Raw genomic sequence first — 20324 nt, forward strand, 5'->3', positions numbered from 1 at the left:
TCTACCGTGACGCAAACCCTCGACGAGATCTCGATCATCCTCATCTACTCGGCGATGGCCGTGTACGCGCTCGCGTTCATCGCGTTCGCGCTCGATCTCGCTCGCCGCTCGTCGACGGTGAAGTCGGCCGTCGGAGCCTCGGCCTCGGCCGTCTCGACCCCGGTGTCCGCCTCGGTCACGCCCGAGCTGGCGACGGTCGGCGGCTCATCCTCGTCCCGTCCAGTGCGTGGCGCGGGTGCCGACGACTCGGATGCGGGCCTCGTGTCGCTGGCCGGGGTCGACGCCGCCGGTCGCCGCTCGATCGCGCTGCGTCTCGGCGTCTCGTTCACGATCCTCGCCTTCGTCGTGCAGCTCGCCGGCGTCATCCTCCGCGGCGTCGCGGCCTCGCGGGTGCCGTGGGCGAACATGTACGAGTTCTCGATCACGGGAACGCTGCTGATCGTGGCTGTCTTCCTCGTGGTGCTGCTGCGCGAGGACCTGCGCTTCCTCGGCACCTTCGTCACCGGCCTCGTGCTCATCCTGCTCGGCGTCAGCGCCGTGAACTACTACGTCAGCGTCGCCCCGCTGCCGCCGGCGCTGCAGTCGGCGTGGCTCGTCATCCACGTGCTGGTGGCCATCCTCGGCACCGCGTTCTTCGCCCTGGGCGGAGCGCTGTCGGTCATCCAGCTGCTGCAGACCAAGGGCGACTCGGTCTCCCGCCTGGCCACCACGCTGCGCCTGCGCTTCCTCAAGACCCTGCCCGACGCCGAGACCCTCGAGCGTCTGGCCTACCGCGTCAACATCGTCGGCTTCGTCTTCTGGACCTTCACGCTCATCGCCGGCGCCATCTGGGCCGAGCGCGCCTGGGGCCGCTACTGGGGGTGGGACACTAAAGAGGTCTGGACCTTCATCATCTGGGTGATCTACGCCGGCTACATCCACGCCCGCGCGACCCGCGGCTGGCGCGGCTCCCGTTCGGCATGGCTCGCCATCGTCGGCTTCTCGGCCGTGCTCTTCAACTTCGGAGTGGTGAACGTCTTCTTCAAGGGTCTGCACGCGTACTCGGGCCTGTGATCGGCTGATCGACCCCCTGGCCCCATCGCCCCATCGCCCCATCGCCTCTGCGGTGGTCAGCGGGCGAGGTGGGCGTGGGTGCGGGTGACGCGATCGGCCCACCACTGCCGGCGAGCATCCGTCGCCCGGTGCTCGACGAGCAGCGCGGGGTCGACGCGGGGGCGCTCGACCGGGATCGTGCCGCCGCGGGGCACGAGGCTCTCGCCCGGCGGCACGACGTCGCCGGTGAACAGATCGACGGTGGCCAGGCCGCAGTCGTAGTCGAGCTCGGGCAGGGCGGCCGCGAGATGCGCCCCCATCGCGATGCCGACGGAGCTCTCCAGGGCCGACGAGACCACGGCCGGCAGGCCCGCCTCGGCGACGATCCTCAGTGCGCGGGCCACCCCGCCGAGGGGCTGCGCCTTGATCACGATGAGGTCGGCGGCGCCCGCCCGCGCCACTGCGATCGGATCCTCCGCCTTGCGCACGCTCTCGTCGGCGGCGATCGCGATGCCGAGCGACTCACCGACCCGCTCGCGGATCTCGACCAGCTCCTCGACGCTCGCGCACGGCTGCTCGACGTACTCGAGGTCGAACTCGGCCAGGCTGCGGATGGCGTGCTCCGCCTCGTCGACGTTCCAGCCGCCGTTCGCGTCGATGCGCACCCGCCCCTCGGCGCCCACGATCTCGCGGGCCCGGCGCACCCGCGCGACGTCGTCGTCGAGCGTCTGGCCGCGCTCGGCGACCTTGACCTTCACGGTGCGGCAGCCGTCGTACCGCGCCAGCACCCCCTCGACCTGCTCGGCGGCCACCGCCGGCAGCGTCGCATTGACGCGGATGCTCGTGCGCCCCGCCACGCCTGCCGGAACCTCGTTCCAGCCGAAGTCGACCGCCGCCCGCAGCCACGTGCCGGCCTCGGCGTCGCCGTACTCGGGGAAGGGGGAGAACTCGGTCCAGCCGCGGGGGCCCTCGAAGAGGGCGAGCTCGCGGACGGTCTGGCCGCGGAACCGCGTGTTCAGCGGGATCGCCACCACGTGCATCCGCTCGAGGAGGTCGTCGAGCTCGGGCAGGATCGGATCGTCCACGATGTCATCCACAGCACAATCCTCGACCCCGCACTCGTTCTCCACAAACGCTCACGCGTCCCGGTTCTCCACAATCGCACCGTCCGCGGAGCGGCGCGGGCTGAGCCGCGTAGCCTTGGAGCATGACCGACCAGAGCACCGTCTCCGACATCTTCGACCCGTCAGCGTGGGTCGTCGCCCCGGGTTCCGAGGGCTTCACCGACATCACCTACCACCTCGACACCGAGGGGCAGGTGGCGCGCATCGCCTTCGACCGGCCCGAGGTGCGCAACGCCTTCCGGCCGAAGACGGTCGACGAGCTCTACAGTGCCCTCGACGACGCCCGGCAGAACCCGCGGGTGGGCGTGGTGCTGCTCACCGGCAACGGGCCGAGCCCGCGTGACGGCGGCTGGGCGTTCTGCAGCGGCGGCGACCAGCGCATCCGCGGCCGCGACGGCTACAAGTACTCCGACGAGGAGACCGCGGCGGGTATCGACCCGGCGCGCGCGGGCCGCCTGCACATCCTCGAGGTGCAACGGCTCATCCGCTTCATGCCCAAGGTCGTCATCGCGGTCGTGCCGGGCTGGGCGGCGGGCGGCGGCCACTCGCTGCACGCGGTCTGCGACCTCACCATCGCCAGCGCGGAGCACGGTCGCTTCAAGCAGACCGACGCCGACGTCGGCTCCTTCGACGCCGGTTACGGCAGCGCCTACTACGCCCGGCAGATCGGGCAGAAGCTCGCCCGCGAGGTGTTCTTCCTGGCCGAGGAGTACAGCGCGCAGCGGGCCTACGAGATGGGCGCCGTGAACAAGGTCGTGCCGCACGCCGAGCTCGAGACCGAGGCCCTGGCCTGGGCCCGCATCATCCTCGGCAAGTCGCCGACGGCGATCCGCATGCTGAAGTACGCGTTCAACGCGGTCGACGACGGCCTGGTCGGCCAGCAGATCTTCGCGGGCGAGGCCACCCGCCTCGCCTACGGCAGCGACGAGGCGGTCGAGGGCCGCGACTCCTTCCTCGAGAAGCGGGCGCCCGACTGGTCGGCCTTCCCGTACCACTACTGATGCCGCCCCCACCCGAGGTCGTCCCCACGATCGCGGCCTCCGAGGTCGTGTCGTGACGCGGCGGCTCGAGGTCGTGGCCGGGCTGTCCGCCCCGGAGTTCTCCGCGCGGCTCCGCGAGGCGCTGTCGAACGACGGCCCGGCGCTGCTCCCGCGCGAGACCGGATCGGCGCCATCCGTCCCCTCGTCCGGTGCTGCGGCGTCGTCGTCGCTCTCGTCGTCCGGCCAGCCGGCAGCCGCAGAGGCGCCGCTCGGCGACGCGGGCGCCGTGGCCGCGGTTCCCCTGGCGGGGGAGGTACCCAAGGCCGTGGCGCTCGTGATCGAGACGTCGGGATCGACGGGGGTGCCCAAGCGCGTGGCGTTGAGTGCGGATGCACTTCTCGCCTCGGCGGCCGCGTCGGAGCAGGCGCTCGGCGGCCCGGGGCAGTGGCTCCTCGCGCTGCCGACCCACTACGTGGCCGGGGTGCAGGTGCTGGTGCGCTCGATCGCCGCCGGGTCGGAGCCGGTCGTGCATCCACCCGGTCACTTCTCGCCCGAGACCTTCGCCGCGCTCGCCCGACGCCTCGAGCTGCCGCTTCGCTTCAGCTCGCTGGTGCCGGCCCAGCTGGCCCGGCTCGTCGAGGCGGCCGAAGGTGATCGGGGCATCCGTCGGGCGGTCGCACGGTTCGACGCGATCCTCATCGGCGGTCAGGCGCTGCCCGATCCGCTGCGCGAGCGGGCGCTCGATCTCGGTTTCGCCGTCGTGCGCACCTACGGCGCGAGCGAGACCGCCGGCGGCTGCGTCTACGACGGACAGCCGATCGGCCGCACCCTCGTCCGCCTCCACGCGGGGGAGCTCGAGATCGCCGGCCCGTCGCTGGCCGAGGGCTACCTCGGCGACGACGAGCTCACGGCCGCCCGCTTCCACAGCGACGAGGGCCACCGCTGGTACCGCACCAGCGACGCCGGCACGGTCGTCGACGGCCTGGTGACGGTCACCGGCCGCCTCGACGACCTCATCATCTCGGGCGGCATCAAGGTCTCGCTCGGCCGGGTCGAACGCCTCGTGCAGTCCCAGCCGGGTCTCGAGCAGGCGGTCGTCGTCCCGCGAGACAGCGAACGCTGGGGCCAGGTCGGCGTCGTCGTGACCGAAGACCCCTCGACCGTGGCCCCGGTTGTCGAGCTCTCGGGACCGCGCCTCGACCGTCTCCGCGAGGCCGTCGTCGCCGAAGCCGGCCGAGCGGCCGCTCCCGCGGCCCTCGTCCACGTCCGCGCCCTGCCCCGCCTCTCCTCGGGCAAGCCCGACCGGGTCCTCATCGAACGCCTCGTCGCGGGCGGCGCCCCCGGCATCGCCCCGCCGAACCCCGATCCCCGCTCGGTGCCGAGTGGCGACGGGGCCCTTCCCGCCCCGCTCACAGACGACGCCGCGCCACGAGAATAGAATCAGCCCCGATGTCCAAGACGAAGAAGCGCCCCTCCGGCCACCCCGCCCGCTCCGCCGCGCCGCGAAGCGGCGCCCGCACCGCTCCAGGGCGCGCGCCCGCCGCCCGCCCGGCCGGCCGGCGATCGGCGGCGGGAGCGTGGATCGCCGGTGCGCGCATCCGCACGCTGACGCTCGGCGTCGCCCCGGTCGCAATCGGTACCGGGGCGGGCATGGTGGCGAGCGACTTCGACATCTCGAAGACCCTCGTCGCGCTCTGCCTGCTCGTCGCGATCTTCCTGCAGATCGGCGTCAACTACGCCAACGACTACTCCGACGGAGTGCGCGGCACCGACGACGTGCGCGTCGGGCCTCCCCGTCTCACGGGGTCCGGCCTCGTGCCGGCGAAGCGCGTGCTCGTGGTCGCCCTGGTCTTCTTCGGGCTGGCCGCGGCCTCCGGGCTGGCGATCGTCATCATCACCGGCCACTGGTGGCTGCTCGCCGTCGGTGCCGCCGCCATCGCCGCGGGCTGGTTCTACACCGGCGGCAAGCATCCCTACGGCTACTACGGTCTCGGCGAGATCTTCGTCTTCGCCTTCTTCGGCATCGTCGCGACGGCCGGCACGACCTTCATCCTCGCCGGCGACGTCAACTTCGAGGGCTGGGTCGGCGGAGTGGCCGCCGGGGCGATCGCGTGCGCGGTGCTGATGGCCAACAACATCCGCGACATCGACCAGGACCGACTCGTGAAGAAGCGCACGCTGGCGGTGCTGATCGGGCGCACGGCCTCGCGCATCCTGTACGTGTTCTGGCTGCTGGTGGCCTACGTGGTGCTGGCCTTCTTCGCGCTGATCTACCCCAAGGCGTGGCTGGTGTTCTTCACCCTGCTGCTGACTGTGCCGGCGACGATCATCATGTTCACCGCGCGCACACCCAAGGAGTACGTCACCGTGCTGAAGCTCACGAGCTTCTTCGGCCTGCTCTACGGCGTGGGCCTCGGGCTGTCGTTCGCCTACTGAGGGTTGATCGAGCCGCAGTGACTCACTGGGTGCGGCGGTCGGTGCCGTCGACGGCGCTGTCCTCGACGTCCTCGTCCTCGGTCGAGCCGGCCTTGCGGGCCGGAGCCGCACCGGGGTCGGAGGCGGGCGTCGGGCGGCCGGCCTGTCCGCGGTTCTGGCGCGCCTCGTAGAGCGAACGCGCGGCCTCTTCGCGCGGCTTCCGAAGGAAGATGATCGAGATGCAGAGCGAGATGATCGCGGCGATGACGGCGGCGATCCACGGCTCGATGCGCAGCAGGTAGAGGACGGTCAGCACGACGGCGAAGATCCCCACACGGATGAGGGTGTACACGAGCCACGTACGTCCAGGATTCACACCCCGAGTCTAGAACGGGCATCCTGACCGCCTGCCCGACAGCCCGCCGACCACCTGCCCCGACGCCCGCCGACCACCTGCCCCGACGCCCGCCGACCACCTGCCCGAGGCCCGCCGGCCAGCCGGCCGAACCCTCGCCGTGAGCCGCCCGGCCGACCCTGGGAATCCCACCCCCAGCGCACGACGAACACGCAGTCCGCTCCCGGATCCCGGGGGTACAGTTACGACATGGCTCGCGTACTCCTAGCCCTCGTCATCGTGGTCGTGGCATTCACCGTGTACGCCCTCGTCGACTGCCTGATGGTGCCGAAGTCGCGCGTGAAAGCTCTTCCCCGCATCGCCTGGGTCTTCATCATCATCCTGTTCACGCCGATCGGCGGCATCCTGTGGCTGGTCATCGGCCGCGGGCGCCGGTCTAACACACCACCCGTGCGGGCGATGGGGCCCGACGACGACCCCGACTTCCTCGGCACCATCCGCCCTGTTCGCGATCCCGACGACGACGAGCGCCTCCGCGACCTCGAGCGCCGCCTCGCCGAGACCGACGACGAGCAGGACAACCCCCGCGCCGAACGGTGACCCTCAGCCCCGCGGCGACCTTCGCCCACCGGCTCGTCGACGCCTTCATCGACCTCGGCGTGCGCCATGCGGTCGTCTCACCCGGATCCCGCTCGCAGGCCCTCGCCCTCGCCCTGGCCGACGCCGAGACCCGCGGGCGCATCACCCTCCACGTCCGCATCGACGAGCGAGTCGCCGCCTTCACCGCACTCGGCCTCGCCCGGGAGTCGGGCATGCCGGCGCTCGTCGTCACCACGTCGGGCACCGCGGTCGCGAACCTCCTCCCCGCCGTCGTCGAGGCGAGCCACTCGGGCGTACCGATGATCGTGCTGAGCGGCGACCGCCCCGCGCACCTCCGCGGCACCGGCTCGAACCAGACCACCTGGCAGCCCGGTCTCTTCGGCCGCTTCACCCGCCTCGAGCTCGACGTCCCGCCACCCACCCTCACCAGGCTGCCGGATGCCCGAGCCCTCGCCGCCCGCACCCTGTCGGCCGCCCGGCCCACCCCCGCGCCGGCCGTGCCCGCGGGTGGCGGGCACGCCCCCCGTCACGACGACTCAGGGCGGGCTGATGACGGATCGACGATGATCGGCGCCGGACCGGTGCACCTCAATCTGCAGTTCGTCGAACCGCTCTCGGGGGACGTGCTCCCGGAGGAGGCGACGGTCGAGGACGACCCGGCCACCGCATCCGTCGACCACCCGGGTGGCGCGGTCGCAGCTGGGGCGGCAGCGCCCCGCACCGTCCACCTCGACCGAGGCCCGCGCACCCTCGTCATCGCCGGGGCCGACGCCGGCGAGCGCGCCAACGCCTTCGCCCTGCACGCCGGCCTGCCCCTGATCGCGGAGGTGTCGAGCGGCGCCCGCTTCGGCCCGAACCTCGTCAGCGCCTACCGCACCCTGCTCGACCACCCCGACTTCGGCGGCCGGGTCGAACGTGCCGTCGTGTTCGGACACCCCACGCTCAGCCGTCAGGTGCCCGCCCTGCTCGCCCGTGACGACGTCGAGACGATCGTGGTGCGGGGTCACGGTGAGGCGGTGGTCCCGCATCCGGAGACCCTCGTCGTCGACGTGATCACCGCCGACCCCGACGACCGCAGCGACCGCGCAGCCCGGGCCTGGACGGGCCAGTGGGTCTTCGCGGGGCGCGAGCTGCTCGAGGAGCAGTCGGCGGCCGACGACGTCGCCGCGCCCCTGATCATGCCGGGCGGCTCGGCCGACGTGGCCGGCGCGCGGGAGTATGCGAAGGCCGAGCTCGCTGCGCTGCGTGCCCCGGTCACGCGCCGGTTCCTGGCCGACGCCGTCTGGCGGGCGACCTGGCCGCACGACCGGCTGGTGCTCGGGGCATCGAGGCTCATCCGCGAGGTCGACGCGGCGGTCGGCGGCAAGAAGATCGTCGTGCACGCGAACCGCGGCCTCGCCGGCATCGACGGCACCGTCTCCACCGCGATCGGCATCGCCCTAGCCGCGCAGACGGGCTCTGCTGCCGGCGGACGCACGGGCACGACCCGCGTGCTGCTCGGCGACGTCACCCTGCTGCACGACGCCGGCGGCCTGAACGTGCCGCCCGGAGAGCCGCGCCCCCGCGTGCAGCTCGTCGTCGGCAACGACGGCGGCGGCACCATCTTCGACGGCCTCGAGGTGGCCGGAACCGCGGCTCGCGACCCCTTCGACCGGGTGATGTTCACGCCCCAGAACGTCGATCTGGCCGCGCTGGCGCAGGCTTTCGGATGGTCGTACCGCACCGTCTCCACCCGGGGAGACCTCGACTCGGCCCTCGCGTCGCCCCCCGCGGGCTTCAGCCTGCTCGAGGTGCCGCTGCCGCGCTGAGCACCCGCTCCAGCGCGCTCGCTGATCCTCCTCGCGTCGCACCTCGGCGCGCGTCATCTCGTCCTGCACCATCGCGGCGACTCCGGATCTTCTCCACAGACCCGCCCCGGCGACCGCGCTGTCAGCCCCGCGAACTAGGCTCGACCCGTGACCGAAACCACCGCATCCGCAGCTCTCGAGACCCTCAGCCGGGTCTTCGGGTACGACTCGTTCCGAGGCGACCAGGCGGAGGTCATCGATCACGTCATCGGGGGCGGCGACGCCGTGGTGCTGATGCCCACGGGTGCGGGCAAGTCGCTCTGCTACCAGGTGCCGTCGCTCGTGCGGCACGGCACCGGCGTGGTCGTCTCGCCGCTCATCGCGCTCATGCACGACCAGGTCGAGGCCATGAAGGCCGTCGGTGTGAAGGCGGCGTTCCTCAACTCGACGCAGGACGCGAGCGAGCGCGCGGGGGTCGAGCGCGACTACCTCGCGGGCGACCTCGACCTGCTCTACGTCGCGCCCGAGCGGCTTTCGAGCGAGAGCACGAAGCGGTTCCTCGAGAGCGGCGACATCGCGCTGTTCGCGATCGACGAGGCGCACTGCGTGTCGCAGTGGGGGCACGACTTCCGGCCCGACTACCTCGCGCTGGCCGAGCTGGCCGAGCGCTGGCCCGACGTTCCACGCATCGCCCTCACGGCGACGGCCACCGAGGCCACCCACAAGGAGATCACGCAGCGGCTGTCGATGGGGCAGGCGAAGCACTTCGTGGCGAGCTTCGACCGGCCGAACATCCAGTACCGCATCGACCCCAAGGTCGAGGTGCGCAAGCAGCTGCTGTCGTTCATCCGTTCGGAGCACTCTGGCGACGCGGGCATCGTCTACGCGATGTCGCGCAACACCGTCGAGAAGACGGCGCAGTTCCTGGCGGCCAACGGTGTCGACGCGATGCCGTACCACGCGGGGCTCGACTCGCGGCTGAGGGCGCAGACGCAGGCGCGGTTCCTCCGCGACGAGGGCGTCGTGATCGTGGCCACCATCGCGTTCGGCATGGGCATCGACAAGCCCGACGTGCGCTTCGTGGCGCACATCGACCTGCCCAAGTCGGTCGAGGGGTACTACCAGGAGACCGGCCGTGCGGGCCGTGACGGATTGCCGTCGACCGCGTGGATGGCGTACGGGCTGAACGACGTCGTGCAGCAGCGGCGCATGATCGACGAGTCGCCGGGCGATCTCGCGCATCGGCGCCGGCTGTCGGCGCACCTCGACGCGATGCTCGCGCTCTGCGAGACCGTGAGCTGCCGCCGGCAGAACCTGCTGGGCTACTTCGGCCAGAAGAGCGAGCCCTGCGGCAACTGCGACACCTGCCTGACGCCACCCGAGTCGTGGGACGGCACGGTGGCGGCCCAGAAGCTGCTCTCCACCGTCGTGCGGCTCGACCGGGAGCGCAATCAGCGCTTCGGCGCGGGTCACCTGGTCGACATCCTGAGGGGCAAGCGCACCGAGCGGGTCGGGCAGTGGAAGCACGACGAGTTGAGCACCTGGGGCATCGGCACCGAGCTGAGCGAGCAGCAGTGGCGCGGGGTCGTGCGGCAGCTGCTGGCGCAGGGGCTGCTCGCGGTGAACGACGATGGCTACGGCACGCTCGTCATCACGGCCGACAGCGCGGCGGTGCTCTCGGGCTCGCGCACCGTGCAGCTGCGCAAGGAGCCGGAGCGCGTCGCGACCCGCGGCGGCTCGAGCTCGGGGTCGGGATCGTCGCGCGGCGGCAGCCGTTCGGCGGCGAAAGACGATCTCAACGAGGCCGACGCGGCGCTCTTCGAGGAGCTGCGCGCCTGGCGCGCGGCCACGGCGAAGCAGCAGGGCGTGCCGGCCTACGTGGTGTTCCACGACGCCACGCTCGCGACCATCGCCTCCCTGCGCCCCGGCACGGTCTCGGCCCTCGAGGGCGTCGCGGGCATCGGCGACCGCAAGCGCGAGTCGTACGGCGCGGGCCTCGTCGAGGTCGTCACGGCCGGCGCCTTCGACCCCTCGTCGCTCCCGGCCCCCGATTCCGACGGTGAGGCTGCTCCCTCCGCTGCGCCTGCGTCGACCGGCGCTCGTGGCTCGGGCGGCCGAGGCCGCACCGGCTCGGGTGGCGCGCGGCGCGACGGCAACCGTCGGCCCGGTGCCTCGCGCTTCACGGCCGCCGCCGAGCCCCCCTTCGACGACGTGCCGCCGTTCGACGACGTGCCACCCGACGCGATCTACGACGAGGCGCCCCCGTACGACGACGAGGACGCGCCACCGCTGTACCCCTGACCGACCAGCTCCGTCGTCATCGGGGTCTCGACGCCGATGGAGGTGGCGGTGGAGGTGGCGGTGGGGCGAGCGGTGATCGAGGCGGCAGACTCGGGGGATGACGTTTCCCGGGCCGACCGATATCGCCGCCGAGCTCGAGCAGGTGACCGCGCACTGGACGCCGCGGGTCGTGGGGCGGGTGAACGACCAGTACGTGAAGGTCGCGAAGCTGCTCGGCGAGCTCGTCTGGCACGCCCATGAGAACGAGGACGAGATGTTCCTCGTCGTGTCCGGGCAGCTCGTGATCCAGATCAAGGATGCCGAGGACGTCGAACTCGGCCCGGGCCAGTTCTTCGTGGTGCCACGCGGCGTCCGGCACAATCCGGTGGCGAAGGAGGAGGTGCACATCGTCCTGATCGAGACGGTCACCACCGCTCACACGGGCGACGTCACCGTGGAGGGCACCGTGCCCCTCGATCGTCAGCTGGGCGAGTTCCGCTAGTCGGGAATCTAGTCGGAGGTCGTGCCGTCGTCGGGGGTGGCCGGCAGCGCGAGGGATCGGTGTGCCTGCGCGAGGGCCTCGTCGAAGTCGGCCTCGGGGTCGGTGAGGAGGTGCGCCGTGGCGAGGGCGTGGGCGCGGACGTCGGGACGGGCATCCGTCGACGCGGTGTCGAGGGCCGGGCGGGACGGTTCGCCCAGGCGCTGGAACGACTGCGTCAGGCTCAGGCGGAGGTCGCGGTCACCGCGGCCGAGCTGAGACGCCAGAGCGGAGGCGAGGGCGGCCCGGTGCTCGTCGTCGGGCGCCAGGCCCGAGGCGGTGCGCCAGGCGTTGCGGGCGACGATGTCGTCGGCGTCCGTGAGGAGTGCGGTCGTGATCGCCGGGTACGTGCGGGGGTCGCCGACCTTCGACAGGGTGTGCAGCGCCTGACTGCGCGCCTGCGCGATGGGGGAGTCGAGCTCGGGGAGGAGCAGGTCGACCACGGTGTCGCGGTTGTGGCGGGTGAGCGCCCAGGTGAGCATGTCCCGCACGAAGAAGTCGGGTTCGACCCGGCACTGTCCGACCAGCACCCGCGCATAGGCGTCGGCCGGGCGGGTGCCTGCGGTCAGTGCGGCCTGCAGGCGGCTCGACGCATCCGGAGCGCTCAGGGCGAGGCGGAGGCGGGTGGTGGCGCCGGCCGCGTCCGTGTCGCTCATCCCCCGGACCTCCAACCAGACAGGCACGCCGATCGGCCCGCCATCGTCCAGCGTACGACGGCGGGCCGACCGAGCGGGAGGAGGTCAGCCCTTCAGCAGCAGCGTGTACACCTTCGCGATCCGACCGTCCCGTACGAAGCACGAGTCGACACCCCGCACCACCGGCGGCTGCCCCTCCGGCCCGAGGTTCCAGGCCAGGTACCCCATGTCGTGGTTGACGTAGATCGAGCCGGCCTCCGAGAAGACGAAGCCGGGGGCGCCTTCGAGCAGGGCGCCGGCCTTGGCGTCGAGGGCGTCCCAGCCCTCGACGACCTCGTCGGGGTCGAGGAACACCACGTCCTCGGTGTAGGTGCGCTCGATCGCCGCGCGGCGGAGCGCGGGGTCGCGCTGCCCGAAGACCTCGTGGAGGTTGGCCTTCATCAGGCTCTCGATCTGCTCGATGGGCTCGGGCTGTGCGTGCTGCTCGGTCATGGTCGTCTCATCTCATCTTTCTCGATAACGCGAATGGGTCAGGCAGGGCGAGGCTCACGGCCGCGACGCCGCCGGTCGGTCCAGTCGAACACGAGGTTCCGCTCCGCGATCCATCCGGCTGGGGGAGGCACATCTGCTCGGGGATCGCCGGGCGAGTGCGTTCTGGGGCGACGACTCCCGCTGAGCCGAGTCAGGCATTGCTGCTGCCGCGCTCGAAGGCGACGACGGGCGCGTCGAAGGGGCCGCTGATGGAGCAGAAGGTGGTGGTCTTCAGCTCGTCGCTGTCGGAGGACCACTCGACGTGCATCATCAGGGCGTTCGGGTCGTCGGACACGTCCGTGGTGATCTTCTCCTCGGCGATCGGGTTGGTGTCGGCGGGGTCGAACGGGGTGAAGGTGCCGGTCATGCCGGCGAGGTCGTCAGTCGCGTACTGCACGCAGGTCGCGTAGGCCGCCTCCAGGTCGTAGGACGCCGGGGCGGCCGGCGCGCTGGTCGGGGTGGCCGGCTCGCTGGTGGGAGCGGGGGTCGTGGACGTGGGGGTCGCTGTCGGTGCGGCCGTCCGGCTGGCGCTGGCCGTCGGCGACGGAGCCGGGGTCGACGTGCATCCCGCCAGGAGGATCGCCGAGGTCAGTACGGCAGCGGCGGCGGAAGCAGGGCGCGCAAGGCGGGGAAGTCTCATGCCCCGAGCGTACGACGACTCCTACTGATGCAGGTCGGCCTGGTAGACCTTGCGGAATGCGTCCTTGCGGGCGATCTTCCCGCCGCGGAACTCGTAGATGTCGCAGCCCCGGGTCGTCTGAGTCGTTCCGTCGGGGCCCGGGCCGGTGAACGACCAGGTGGCCGCCCCGCGCGGCCCGGCGATGATGGGGTTCTCCTCCTCGTGCCGCTCGTGTCCCGTGTCGAAGGCGAGCATAATCGCGAAGCCCTCACGCACCTGCTCCTTCCCCGACCAGGTCTGGCCGGGCTCAGGGCCGACGGATGCGCTATAGACGCAGTCGTCGGTGACGTGACTCATCAGCGCCTCGAGGTCGTGACGGGTCCAGGCATCGCTGAACGCCGCCAGCACCTCGGGCGTCATCTCACTCGTGCTGCGGTCGGTCGGAAGGGAATCAGTCATGAGTGAACTCTCTCATCGGCTCGTCAAGATGTCTCGCACGAGTTTGCGGGGCGCCCGCTCGCCCGTCCAGGTCCTCTTCCGGTCATGTCCGGAAGAGGACGCCCACCGTCGTTCAGGCGCGGCAGGTCAGAGAGGTGAACGAGGACTGGGAGGTCCCGCCGGACGCGACATAGCCCTCAGGCAGTGACGTGTCGGCCCGGAGCGTCCAGGGTGCGGTGATCGAGGTCGACAGCGTCGTGCTGATCGTCATCGTCATGCCGGCCGGAAGCCCGGCGGTGAGCACAATCAGGCGGGAGGTCTCCGTGAGGTAGTTCACGCTCGCGCTGCCGCGGTGACACCGACCTCGCCGATGGTCGTCGCGCCCGTGACGGCGACGGTGATCGTGGTGCGCGCGAGCAGGGGCACGGTCGGGCCGGCCGTGAGGAGGAACCCCGGGCCGCCGGATCCCGGCACACTGCAGGAGGGGGAGAGGCGGTACGCCCCCGCATCGAGCGAGGACGCGGCCGCCAGAGGGGCGGCGACAGCGAGCGCGACGACCGGGGCTCCCCAGACGGCGGCACGCACAACCGCCCGGCGACCCACGCTGACGTCCCCGAGGTGGGTGGCTGGTGCTCCGGTCATCGTGTTCTCTCTCACACAGCGGCGCGGTTCGACCTGCACACGTTACCGCCCGCCCGGTCCGAAATCGACAGTCGTAGTCGCCGGACGGCGAACCGAGCGGCATCCTGCAGGATCTGCGTGGCTGGCATCATCGAAGGCATGAGTGAATCCCCGGTCCAGCGAAACACCGTGAACGCCTTCGAGCTGGCCGGAGCGCCGAGTTTCGCGTCGATCGAGGTGCAGCGCATCACCATCGCCGCCGGTGTCCATCCGGGAGCGCACTGGCACAACGGGCCGGTTCTCGGTCTCATCGAGGCCGGGTCGGTGTTCTTCCAGGTGGGAGCCGAGCCCGAAGCGGTCCTGCGTGCCGGCGACACGTTCTATGAGCCCGGGTACGCGACGATCACGCGTTTCGACGCGACCGACGAGGGAGTCACCTTCCTCGCCTGGCTCCCGGTACCGAGTGGGATCGAGCCGGCGGTGACGATGGGCGAGCTCCCTCGCTGATCGACGATGCCGGTCGTCGAAAGTGAATCGGTAGCAGTCCCGGGATCCGGCCTCTCCACTGCGTCAGTCGCGCGTCAGCGGCCGTGTGTGCGCACGAACTCGGCGACGACCCGGGCGCACTCGTCGGGTGACTGGAACGTGGTGTCGACCTCCACGTCGTAGGAGACGCCGGTGTGGACGACGGATGCCTGCCGCCGCGCCATGCCGGCCACCCGGTCGCCGCGCGCGGCCTCGCGTGCCGCCGCGACCTCAGGATCGCATCGGACGCCGACACAGATCAGGGTCTCTGCGCCGAAGGCCGCGCGGAGGCGTCGCTGTCCGGCGCCCCCGGACAGCAGCACCTCATCGAGGATGAGGTGAGCTCCGGACTTGACCATCGAGCCCAGCCCGGAGTACCAGGCGTCCTCTAGCCGGGTGTACTCCTCGCTGAGCAGCACGGCGCCTTCTGCGTCGAAGCCGAAGCCGATGCCGGATCGCGGGCTGTCGCCGCGGCCGGGGAGGGCCTCGATGAAAGTGTCGACGCCGAACGTCAGCCAGATCCCGGGCAGGAGCTCCTGCAGGGCCCGGGCCACGGTCGACTTGCCCGAGCTCGACCCGCCGTTGAGCACGATCATCCGGGCGCTCGGTCTCGCTGGCATGCCTCGATCGTAGATCGTGCCTCAAGGTGGCTAGGACTTCTCAGCCGGGCGCGCGCCCTGCCTCAGTACTTGGCCAACTCGCGAACCTCGACCGAGCCGTAGAGCGGCGCCCGTCGCGCGGCCCGAACCGCCTCGTCGTGACTCGAGCAGTCGAGCAGGTAGTACCCGACGAGACCGGCCCGGGCCGGCGTCGTGCCGGCGGGGCCGTCCGGCGTGGAAGGGTCGGTCGTGATGGAAACGCCCCCACCGGCCTCGGCGAACTGCCCAGATGCGACGAAGATCCCGTCGTCCCGGAGTGACGCTCCGTAGTCGGCCCAGGCCGCGTAGTCCTCCGCCGAGCCGCCCCCCGCGTAGCTGCCGTCGGACCACATCATGAGCATGACCTTCATCGAACCTCCCGCGCGTCGTCCGACAACTGTCCCACCTGCCTGCGCTCTACGACAAGGTTGTGGTCGTCGCGACAAGGGGCGAGCGGCTATGATCCGCTGAGCACCTCGACTGTCATGCGGCGCAGGGCGAGGCGCGGCCCGAAGATCGCAGCCCACGCGAGCACGAACAAGGCCGCCGCAGCGAGAACCCTGATGAGCGGCATCGGCGATGGCGCGCCGGCGCGGGCACGATCGCGGTCCCGAGCCGGATCAGACGCGGCACGAACACCGGCGATGCGTCAGATGCCGGATGCGCGCCCGCCCGCCGCGCGAGACTCATGCAGACCAGTCCCGACGAAGGGATCCCAGTGGCCCTTGAAGATCACCAGCACGGAGAGGGAGGACGGACGATGGGTCTGTTCGGTCGCAAGAAGATGACGCCGCAGCCCGCGTCTCGTCGACCGATCCGGGTGGCGCGGTGGCCATCCACGTCGACTAGTGGTTGCAGCAGCCACTCGAGGAGGCGATGGAGCCCTGAACCTGCGGGCGGGTCAGGTGCGGGCGGCCAGGAGCTCCTGCATGTACTGGATCTCGCCCGACTGGGCGAAGACGATGGCCTTCGCCAGGGCGGTGACGAGCGGGTTCGTGGTGCGCGAGAGCGCGGCCTCGGCCATCTCGACGCCGCCCTGGTGGTGGGCGATCATCAGCTGGAGGAAGAGGGTCTCGGCCTCCACCCCGGTGAGGGAGGAGAGGCGGTCGAGGTCGGCGGAGGTCGCCATGCCCGGCATGGGCTCGCCGGGCACCATGGGGGCGGGGGTGCCGGCGGCGGTGTCGCCAGCGGCGGCGTCGCCTGTGGCGTCCGAGGCCGCGGTGGGGGAGGCCGCGCCGCCGTGGCCGTGGCCGTCGGAGCCGTCGAGGGTGGGCTGGAGCATCCACGTCATCTCGGGCTGGGTCGAGGCCTGGGGGAGGCCCCAGGCGTTCAGCCACGCGTACATCTGGCCCGACTGCTGCGCCTGCGAGGTCGCGATGTCGTAGGCCAGCGAGCGGATGGCCGGGTCGTCGCTCTGCTCGCGGATGATCAGGGCCATCTGCACGGCCTGGTCGTGGTGGGTCTGCATGTTCCGGGCGAAGCCGGCCTCGACGCCGGTGTCCGTGGGCGTCGCGGTGCGGGGGGCGGCGAGCCAGCCGGCCGAGAACGCCACGATCGCCACGAGCACCGCGGCCACGATCGCCGCGAGGGTGAGGCGGCCGCGAGAGGGGCGCCGAGCATCCGGAGCCGCGGTCGCGGGCGAGGAATCAGCGACCGAGGGATCAGCGAGCGAGGGATCAGCGACCGAGGAGTCAGCGGGCGAGGAGTCGGGCACCCCGCTCAGGCCACCTTGCCGGCTGCGTCGAGACCGCCGGTGCACGCGGCGCCGGGCTCGGGGGCGTCGTTCGAGCGCCAGAACTTCTGCACGAAGTCGCCGAGGCGCTCGTCGTCGACGCCGTCGAGGAAGACCTGGTTGCCCCAGGCGGAGGCGACGACGGGGGCGGCGATGCCCTCGTAGGGCGAGAGCACCACGTAGGTGTCGGGCAGCTTGGAGCGCAGGGTCTCGACGCCGGCCTCGTCGACGACGGCGGGGTCGTAGGTGACCCAGACGGCTCCGTGCTCGAGCGCGTGCACCGCGTTCTCGTTCGGCACCTGCTGGTCGTAGACGCCGCAGTTCAGCCAGACGGCGTTGTGGTCGCCGCCGGCCGGAGGGGTCTGGGCGTAGTCGACGGTGGTCGAGACGTGGTTCGAGGTGAGGTTGTCGTAGCTCTGGAGCTCGCCGATCGAGATCGACGCCGGGTCGACCTTGGGCTCGGCGCTCGTGACGACGAAGGTGATGACGAGACCGAGCGCGATCACACCGGCCGCGGCGCCGCCGAAGATGCCGATGCGGCGGTTGCGCTGCTGCTTCTTCTGCTGCGCGACCATCTGCGCGACCTTCTCGGCGCGGCGGGCTTCGCGCTCCTGCTTGACCGTGAGCTTCTTGGCCTGGTCTTTGGCCTTCGGGGGCACGGAGGAGGAGGAATCGGTGGGCACGGGTCTCATTTCGACGAACGGGAGCAGGGCAGGTTGAAGCGACAACCATTATGAGACTGCCGTAGCCACCTATGAAAACGCAGTGAGCAGGACGGCGCAACGAGCTCGATGGCGCCGTGCACAGAACCATAGCCCGCGCGGCATGCGATGCGTGCGAGCATCGGGGCATGTTCAAGACGATCGCCCGGGGCCTCGCCCGCCCCCTCGCCGGCGCGGTCTACCGGCCGACGGTGATCGGGCGGGAGCTCGTTCCCCGTGAGGGCGCCGTGCTGCTCGCGAGCAACCACCTCAGCTTCATGGACAGCGTGGTCATCACGGTCATCGCACCCCGCGACGTCCGCTTCCTCGCCAAAGAGGAGTACTTCACCGGAGCGGGCCTGAAGGGTCGCGTGTCGAAGACCTTCTTCGAGTCGATCGGGGCCATCCCCGTCGACCGCGAAAGCGCCACCGCGGCCCAGGACTCTCTCGAGCGCGGTCGCGAGGTGCTGGATTCGGGCGGCGCCTTCGCGATCTACCCCGAGGGCACCCGCTCGCGCGACGGCCGGCTCTACCGGGGGCGCACCGGGGTCGCCTGGCTAGGCCTGACCACCGGATGCCCGATCGTGCCGGTCGCGCTCAGCGGCACCGAGAACCTGCAACCCGACGGCGCTCGCGTTCCCCGGGTGACTCCGGTGACCATCCGCTTCGGCGAGCCGATCCAATCAGCGGGCTACGGCGAGGCGGGCTCGGCGCGGGCGCGGCGGAGGCTCACCGACGACGTGATGGCGGCCATCGCCGCGATGTCGGGGCAGGAGCTCGCGAACGCCTACAACGAGCCCCCCGCCTCGGGCGTGGTGGAGCGGGTGCGCCGGGCGATGCACCGCAACGACCCGGGCGGGGCGACGCCCGACTGACGCGGCGGGCGGACGGGCGGGAAGAAGGCGACCGAGCATGGCCCGCGTGACGCCCGCGAGCCGCAGCGCTGCCTGCCCGCCCGCCTACCAGCGCGTGCGTGCAGCCGGCCCCGGCGCGATCGTCACGTCCAGCGCCGCCACCGCCTGCCCCTCGCCGTCGACGAACGCGAGCGACACCGGCTCTTCGCCGGCGACCAGCACCGACGACGCCCCGCCCTCGTAGGGGTTGTACGCATCCCCCCACTGCACCATCGCCCCGATCACGACCGCGAGCCCCCGCCCCGCCTCGGTGAGGTGGTAGCTCGAGCGTTCGCGCGAACCCGGGGCCCGGTACGGCCGCTTCTCGAGCACGCCGCTGTCGACGAGCTTCGCCAGGCGCGCGCTCAGGATGTCGCTCGGGGCCCCCAGCGAGTCCTTGAACTCCGAGAAGCGGGTGAGCCCGCGGAAGGCGTCGCGCACGACGAGCAGCGACCACTTCTCGCCGACCACGTCGAGCGTGCGCACGATCTGGCACCGGGGCCCGTCGGCGGGCCGGCTCGCGGGGTCGCTCATGGCCACCATGGTACGTCCGGACCGCCTGTATTGGAAATTCCAACTCAGACCGCTACTGTGGCGGCATGACGAGAGCAGTGCGCTTCGGGCGCCGGGGGACGTTCTGGGCGGCAGCCGCGGTGCTGGCGCTGTGCCTGTGGTCGAGCGGGGCGGCCAGCGTGCTGTACCCGAGCTACGCCGCCGAGTGGTCGCTGCCGCCGGTGGTGACCACGTCGGTGTTCGGCGCCTATCCGGTGGCCCTGCTGATCGTGCTGCTCCTGTTCGGCGGCATCAGCGACGCGATCGGCCGTCGCCGCGCGATGCTGCTCGGCATCGCGCTGCTCGCCGTCGCCGCCCTCGTGTTCGCGGTCGCCCCGAACGTCGGCTGGCTCTTCGCCGGCCGCATCCTTCAGGGCGTCGGAACCGGCTTCGCGCTCGGTGCCGCCAGCGCAGCGCTCGTCGAGCACAACCCCTGGTCCAACCCCCGCCGGGCGAGCTCGATGACGACCGTCTCGACCTCCACCGGCCTGACCCTCGCGCTGGTGGTCTCGGGGCTCCTGGCGCAGTACGCCCCGCTTCCGCTCGTCCTCGGCTTCGTGGTGCTGTTCGTGCTGGCGCTCCTCGCCTTCGTGGCCGTGCTGCTGACCCCCGACGACCGTCCCACGGCGACGACGGGTCAGGATGCGCGGTCCGCCTTCCGCCCGCAGGCCCTCCGTCTGCCGCGGGGCATCGCCCTCGCCTTCGCCGCCGCGACGCTCTCCGTCGCCACCGCCTACAGCGTCGGCGCGATCTTCCTCTCGCTCGGCGCCCAGATGGCGCGCGAGCTGACCGGCACCACCGACCTGCTCGTGGTCGGCGCCCTGCTCGGCGTCTCCTCGGCGACCATCGGCGTGACGGCGCTGCTGCTCGGCAGGGTGCCCGCCGTGCCGGCGATCGTCATCGGCGGCATCGTCTCGCTGGCCGGCCTCGGCCTGATGGCGGCGGCCGCGTCGTCCGGATCTCTGCTGCTCTTCTTCGCCTGGTGCATCGTCGGCGGCATCGGTTACTCCTTCGCGTTCACGGGCGGTCTCGGGCTGGCGAACCGCGCGGCCCCCGCCTCGCACCGCGGCGCCGTGCTCTCGCTGCTCTACCTCTTCTCCTACCTGCTGCAGGCGCTCACCGCGATCGGCGCGGGTGCCGCGGCGACGGCGCTCGGCCTCGCGACCGCCGTCGACCTCGCAGCGCCCGCGCTCGCGGTGCTCGCCCTGGCGACGATCGTCCTGGCGCTCGTCGAGCGGATGCGCGACCGCCCGGCCACGCTCACCAACCCCGGCCCTTTGTCTGCCTCGGTGGGTGGATCCTGAGAACGACTGTGGGATGTCCACAGT

General features: G+C 71.6%; 24 protein-coding genes. 11 read left to right on the forward strand and 13 right to left on the reverse strand.

From position 1 onward, the window contains the following. The first annotated feature begins 6 nt into the window (after window positions 1-6). The gene (gene ccsB, locus BJ984_RS05935; RefSeq protein ID WP_271206422.1) at window positions 7-1053 is read left to right on the forward strand and encodes a c-type cytochrome biogenesis protein CcsB; all 1047 of its coding nucleotides are present in this window, start codon (window positions 7-9) and stop codon (window positions 1051-1053) included. A 56-nt stretch (window positions 1054-1109) separates the two neighbouring features. On the opposite strand, the gene BJ984_RS05940 is transcribed toward ccsB, so the two are convergent. Next, window positions 1110-2105, reverse strand: a complete 996-nt coding sequence (locus BJ984_RS05940) for an o-succinylbenzoate synthase (protein ID WP_179549344.1) — start codon at window positions 2103-2105, stop codon at window positions 1110-1112. A gap of 134 nt (window positions 2106-2239) precedes the next feature. Here BJ984_RS05940 and BJ984_RS05945 point away from each other — a divergent pair, with 134 nt between their 5' ends. The 3 genes from BJ984_RS05945 to BJ984_RS05955 are packed head-to-tail and all read left to right on the forward strand — an operon-like array spanning window position 2240 to window position 5572. Then, window positions 2240-3157, forward strand: a complete 918-nt coding sequence (locus BJ984_RS05945; RefSeq protein ID WP_179547242.1) for a 1,4-dihydroxy-2-naphthoyl-CoA synthase — start codon at window positions 2240-2242, stop codon at window positions 3155-3157. 52 nt (window positions 3158-3209) lie between these two features. Continuing rightward, window positions 3210-4574, forward strand: a complete 1365-nt coding sequence (locus BJ984_RS05950) for an AMP-binding protein (protein WP_271206423.1) — start codon at window positions 3210-3212, stop codon at window positions 4572-4574. Window positions 4575-4585: 11 nt separating this feature from the next. Further along, window positions 4586-5572 (forward strand): 1,4-dihydroxy-2-naphthoate polyprenyltransferase, encoded by a 987-nt coding sequence (locus BJ984_RS05955; RefSeq protein WP_179547243.1) that lies wholly within the window; start codon window positions 4586-4588, stop codon window positions 5570-5572. A 22-nt stretch (window positions 5573-5594) separates the two neighbouring features. Here BJ984_RS05955 and BJ984_RS05960 read toward each other — a convergent pair whose 3' ends face one another. Continuing rightward, window positions 5595-5927: a DUF4229 domain-containing protein gene (locus BJ984_RS05960; RefSeq protein ID WP_179547244.1), complete on the reverse strand. Its 333-nt coding sequence runs from the start codon at window positions 5925-5927 to the stop codon at window positions 5595-5597. Between the two features lie 228 nt (window positions 5928-6155). Between BJ984_RS05960 and BJ984_RS05965 the strand changes: the two genes are divergently transcribed. The 4 genes from BJ984_RS05965 (at window position 6156) to BJ984_RS05980 (ending at window position 11075) form a co-directional block, all read left to right on the forward strand. Beyond that, entirely contained in the window at window positions 6156-6506 is a 351-nt protein-coding gene (locus tag BJ984_RS05965) for a PLD nuclease N-terminal domain-containing protein (protein ID WP_179547245.1), read from the forward strand. After that, entirely contained in the window at window positions 6503-8314 is a 1812-nt protein-coding gene (menD, locus tag BJ984_RS05970; protein WP_179547246.1) for a 2-succinyl-5-enolpyruvyl-6-hydroxy-3-cyclohexene-1-carboxylate synthase, read from the forward strand. Before BJ984_RS05965 ends, menD begins: the two co-directional genes overlap by 4 nt. Before the next feature lie 147 nt (window positions 8315-8461). Continuing rightward, a complete protein-coding gene (gene recQ, locus BJ984_RS05975) occupies window positions 8462-10594 on the forward strand; it encodes a DNA helicase RecQ (protein ID WP_179547247.1) in 2133 nt (710 codons plus the stop codon). Window positions 10595-10691: 97 nt separating this feature from the next. Further along, the gene (locus tag BJ984_RS05980; protein WP_179547248.1) at window positions 10692-11075 is read left to right on the forward strand and encodes a cupin domain-containing protein; all 384 of its coding nucleotides are present in this window, start codon (window positions 10692-10694) and stop codon (window positions 11073-11075) included. A gap of 8 nt (window positions 11076-11083) precedes the next feature. On the opposite strand, the gene BJ984_RS05985 is transcribed toward BJ984_RS05980, so the two are convergent. The 6 genes from BJ984_RS05985 to BJ984_RS06010 form a co-directional block, all read right to left on the reverse strand. Beyond that, window positions 11084-11767: a HEAT repeat domain-containing protein gene (locus BJ984_RS05985; RefSeq protein WP_179547249.1), complete on the reverse strand. Its 684-nt coding sequence runs from the start codon at window positions 11765-11767 to the stop codon at window positions 11084-11086. An 84-nt stretch (window positions 11768-11851) separates the two neighbouring features. Then, complete coding sequence (locus BJ984_RS05990) at window positions 11852-12238, reverse strand: nuclear transport factor 2 family protein (RefSeq protein WP_246306438.1); 387 nt, start codon at window positions 12236-12238, stop codon at window positions 11852-11854. Between the two features lie 190 nt (window positions 12239-12428). After that, window positions 12429-12917 (reverse strand): hypothetical protein, encoded by a 489-nt coding sequence (locus tag BJ984_RS05995; protein ID WP_179547250.1) that lies wholly within the window; start codon window positions 12915-12917, stop codon window positions 12429-12431. Between the two features lie 21 nt (window positions 12918-12938). Then, window positions 12939-13355 (reverse strand): nuclear transport factor 2 family protein, encoded by a 417-nt coding sequence (locus BJ984_RS06000; RefSeq protein WP_179547251.1) that lies wholly within the window; start codon window positions 13353-13355, stop codon window positions 12939-12941. Between the two features lie 112 nt (window positions 13356-13467). Then, complete coding sequence (locus tag BJ984_RS06005; RefSeq protein WP_179547252.1) at window positions 13468-13671, reverse strand: hypothetical protein; 204 nt, start codon at window positions 13669-13671, stop codon at window positions 13468-13470. Further along, window positions 13668-13976 carry a hypothetical protein gene (locus BJ984_RS06010; RefSeq protein ID WP_179547253.1) on the reverse strand — a complete coding sequence of 103 codons (309 nt, stop codon included), beginning with the start codon at window positions 13974-13976 and terminating at the stop codon, window positions 13668-13670. Before BJ984_RS06010 ends, BJ984_RS06005 begins: the two co-directional genes overlap by 4 nt. A gap of 138 nt (window positions 13977-14114) precedes the next feature. On the opposite strand from BJ984_RS06010, the gene BJ984_RS06015 reads away from it, so the two are divergent. Next, on the forward strand, window positions 14115-14462 hold the full coding sequence (locus BJ984_RS06015; RefSeq protein WP_179547254.1) for a cupin domain-containing protein: 348 nt from the start codon (window positions 14115-14117) through the stop codon (window positions 14460-14462). Window positions 14463-14536: 74 nt separating this feature from the next. Here BJ984_RS06015 and BJ984_RS06020 read toward each other — a convergent pair whose 3' ends face one another. The 4 genes from BJ984_RS06020 to BJ984_RS06035 all read right to left on the reverse strand — a co-directional run bounded on the left by BJ984_RS06020 (window position 14537) and on the right by BJ984_RS06035 (window position 17542). Next, entirely contained in the window at window positions 14537-15100 is a 564-nt protein-coding gene (locus BJ984_RS06020; protein ID WP_246306439.1) for a chloramphenicol phosphotransferase CPT family protein, read from the reverse strand. 62 nt (window positions 15101-15162) lie between these two features. Further along, window positions 15163-15489, reverse strand: a complete 327-nt coding sequence (locus tag BJ984_RS06025) for a YciI family protein (protein WP_179547255.1) — start codon at window positions 15487-15489, stop codon at window positions 15163-15165. A 530-nt stretch (window positions 15490-16019) separates the two neighbouring features. Continuing rightward, on the reverse strand, window positions 16020-16832 hold the full coding sequence (locus tag BJ984_RS18915; protein ID WP_179547256.1) for a DUF305 domain-containing protein: 813 nt from the start codon (window positions 16830-16832) through the stop codon (window positions 16020-16022). Between the two features lie 5 nt (window positions 16833-16837). After that, window positions 16838-17542: a DUF3105 domain-containing protein gene (locus BJ984_RS06035; RefSeq protein WP_179547257.1), complete on the reverse strand. Its 705-nt coding sequence runs from the start codon at window positions 17540-17542 to the stop codon at window positions 16838-16840. Between the two features lie 158 nt (window positions 17543-17700). Between BJ984_RS06035 and BJ984_RS06040 the strand changes: the two genes are divergently transcribed. Then, window positions 17701-18426: a lysophospholipid acyltransferase family protein gene (locus BJ984_RS06040; RefSeq protein WP_179547258.1), complete on the forward strand. Its 726-nt coding sequence runs from the start codon at window positions 17701-17703 to the stop codon at window positions 18424-18426. An 84-nt stretch (window positions 18427-18510) separates the two neighbouring features. Here the strand turns inward: BJ984_RS06040 and BJ984_RS06045 are convergent, their stop codons facing one another. Next, complete coding sequence (locus BJ984_RS06045; protein ID WP_179547259.1) at window positions 18511-18978, reverse strand: winged helix-turn-helix transcriptional regulator; 468 nt, start codon at window positions 18976-18978, stop codon at window positions 18511-18513. A 65-nt stretch (window positions 18979-19043) separates the two neighbouring features. Here BJ984_RS06045 and BJ984_RS06050 point away from each other — a divergent pair, with 65 nt between their 5' ends. Beyond that, window positions 19044-20300 (forward strand): MFS transporter, encoded by a 1257-nt coding sequence (locus tag BJ984_RS06050; RefSeq protein WP_218869978.1) that lies wholly within the window; start codon window positions 19044-19046, stop codon window positions 20298-20300. Window positions 20301-20324 lie beyond the last annotated feature (24 nt).

This window comes from Herbiconiux flava, assembly GCF_013409865.1.
Taxonomy (GTDB): Bacteria; Actinomycetota; Actinomycetes; order Actinomycetales; family Microbacteriaceae; genus Herbiconiux; species Herbiconiux flava.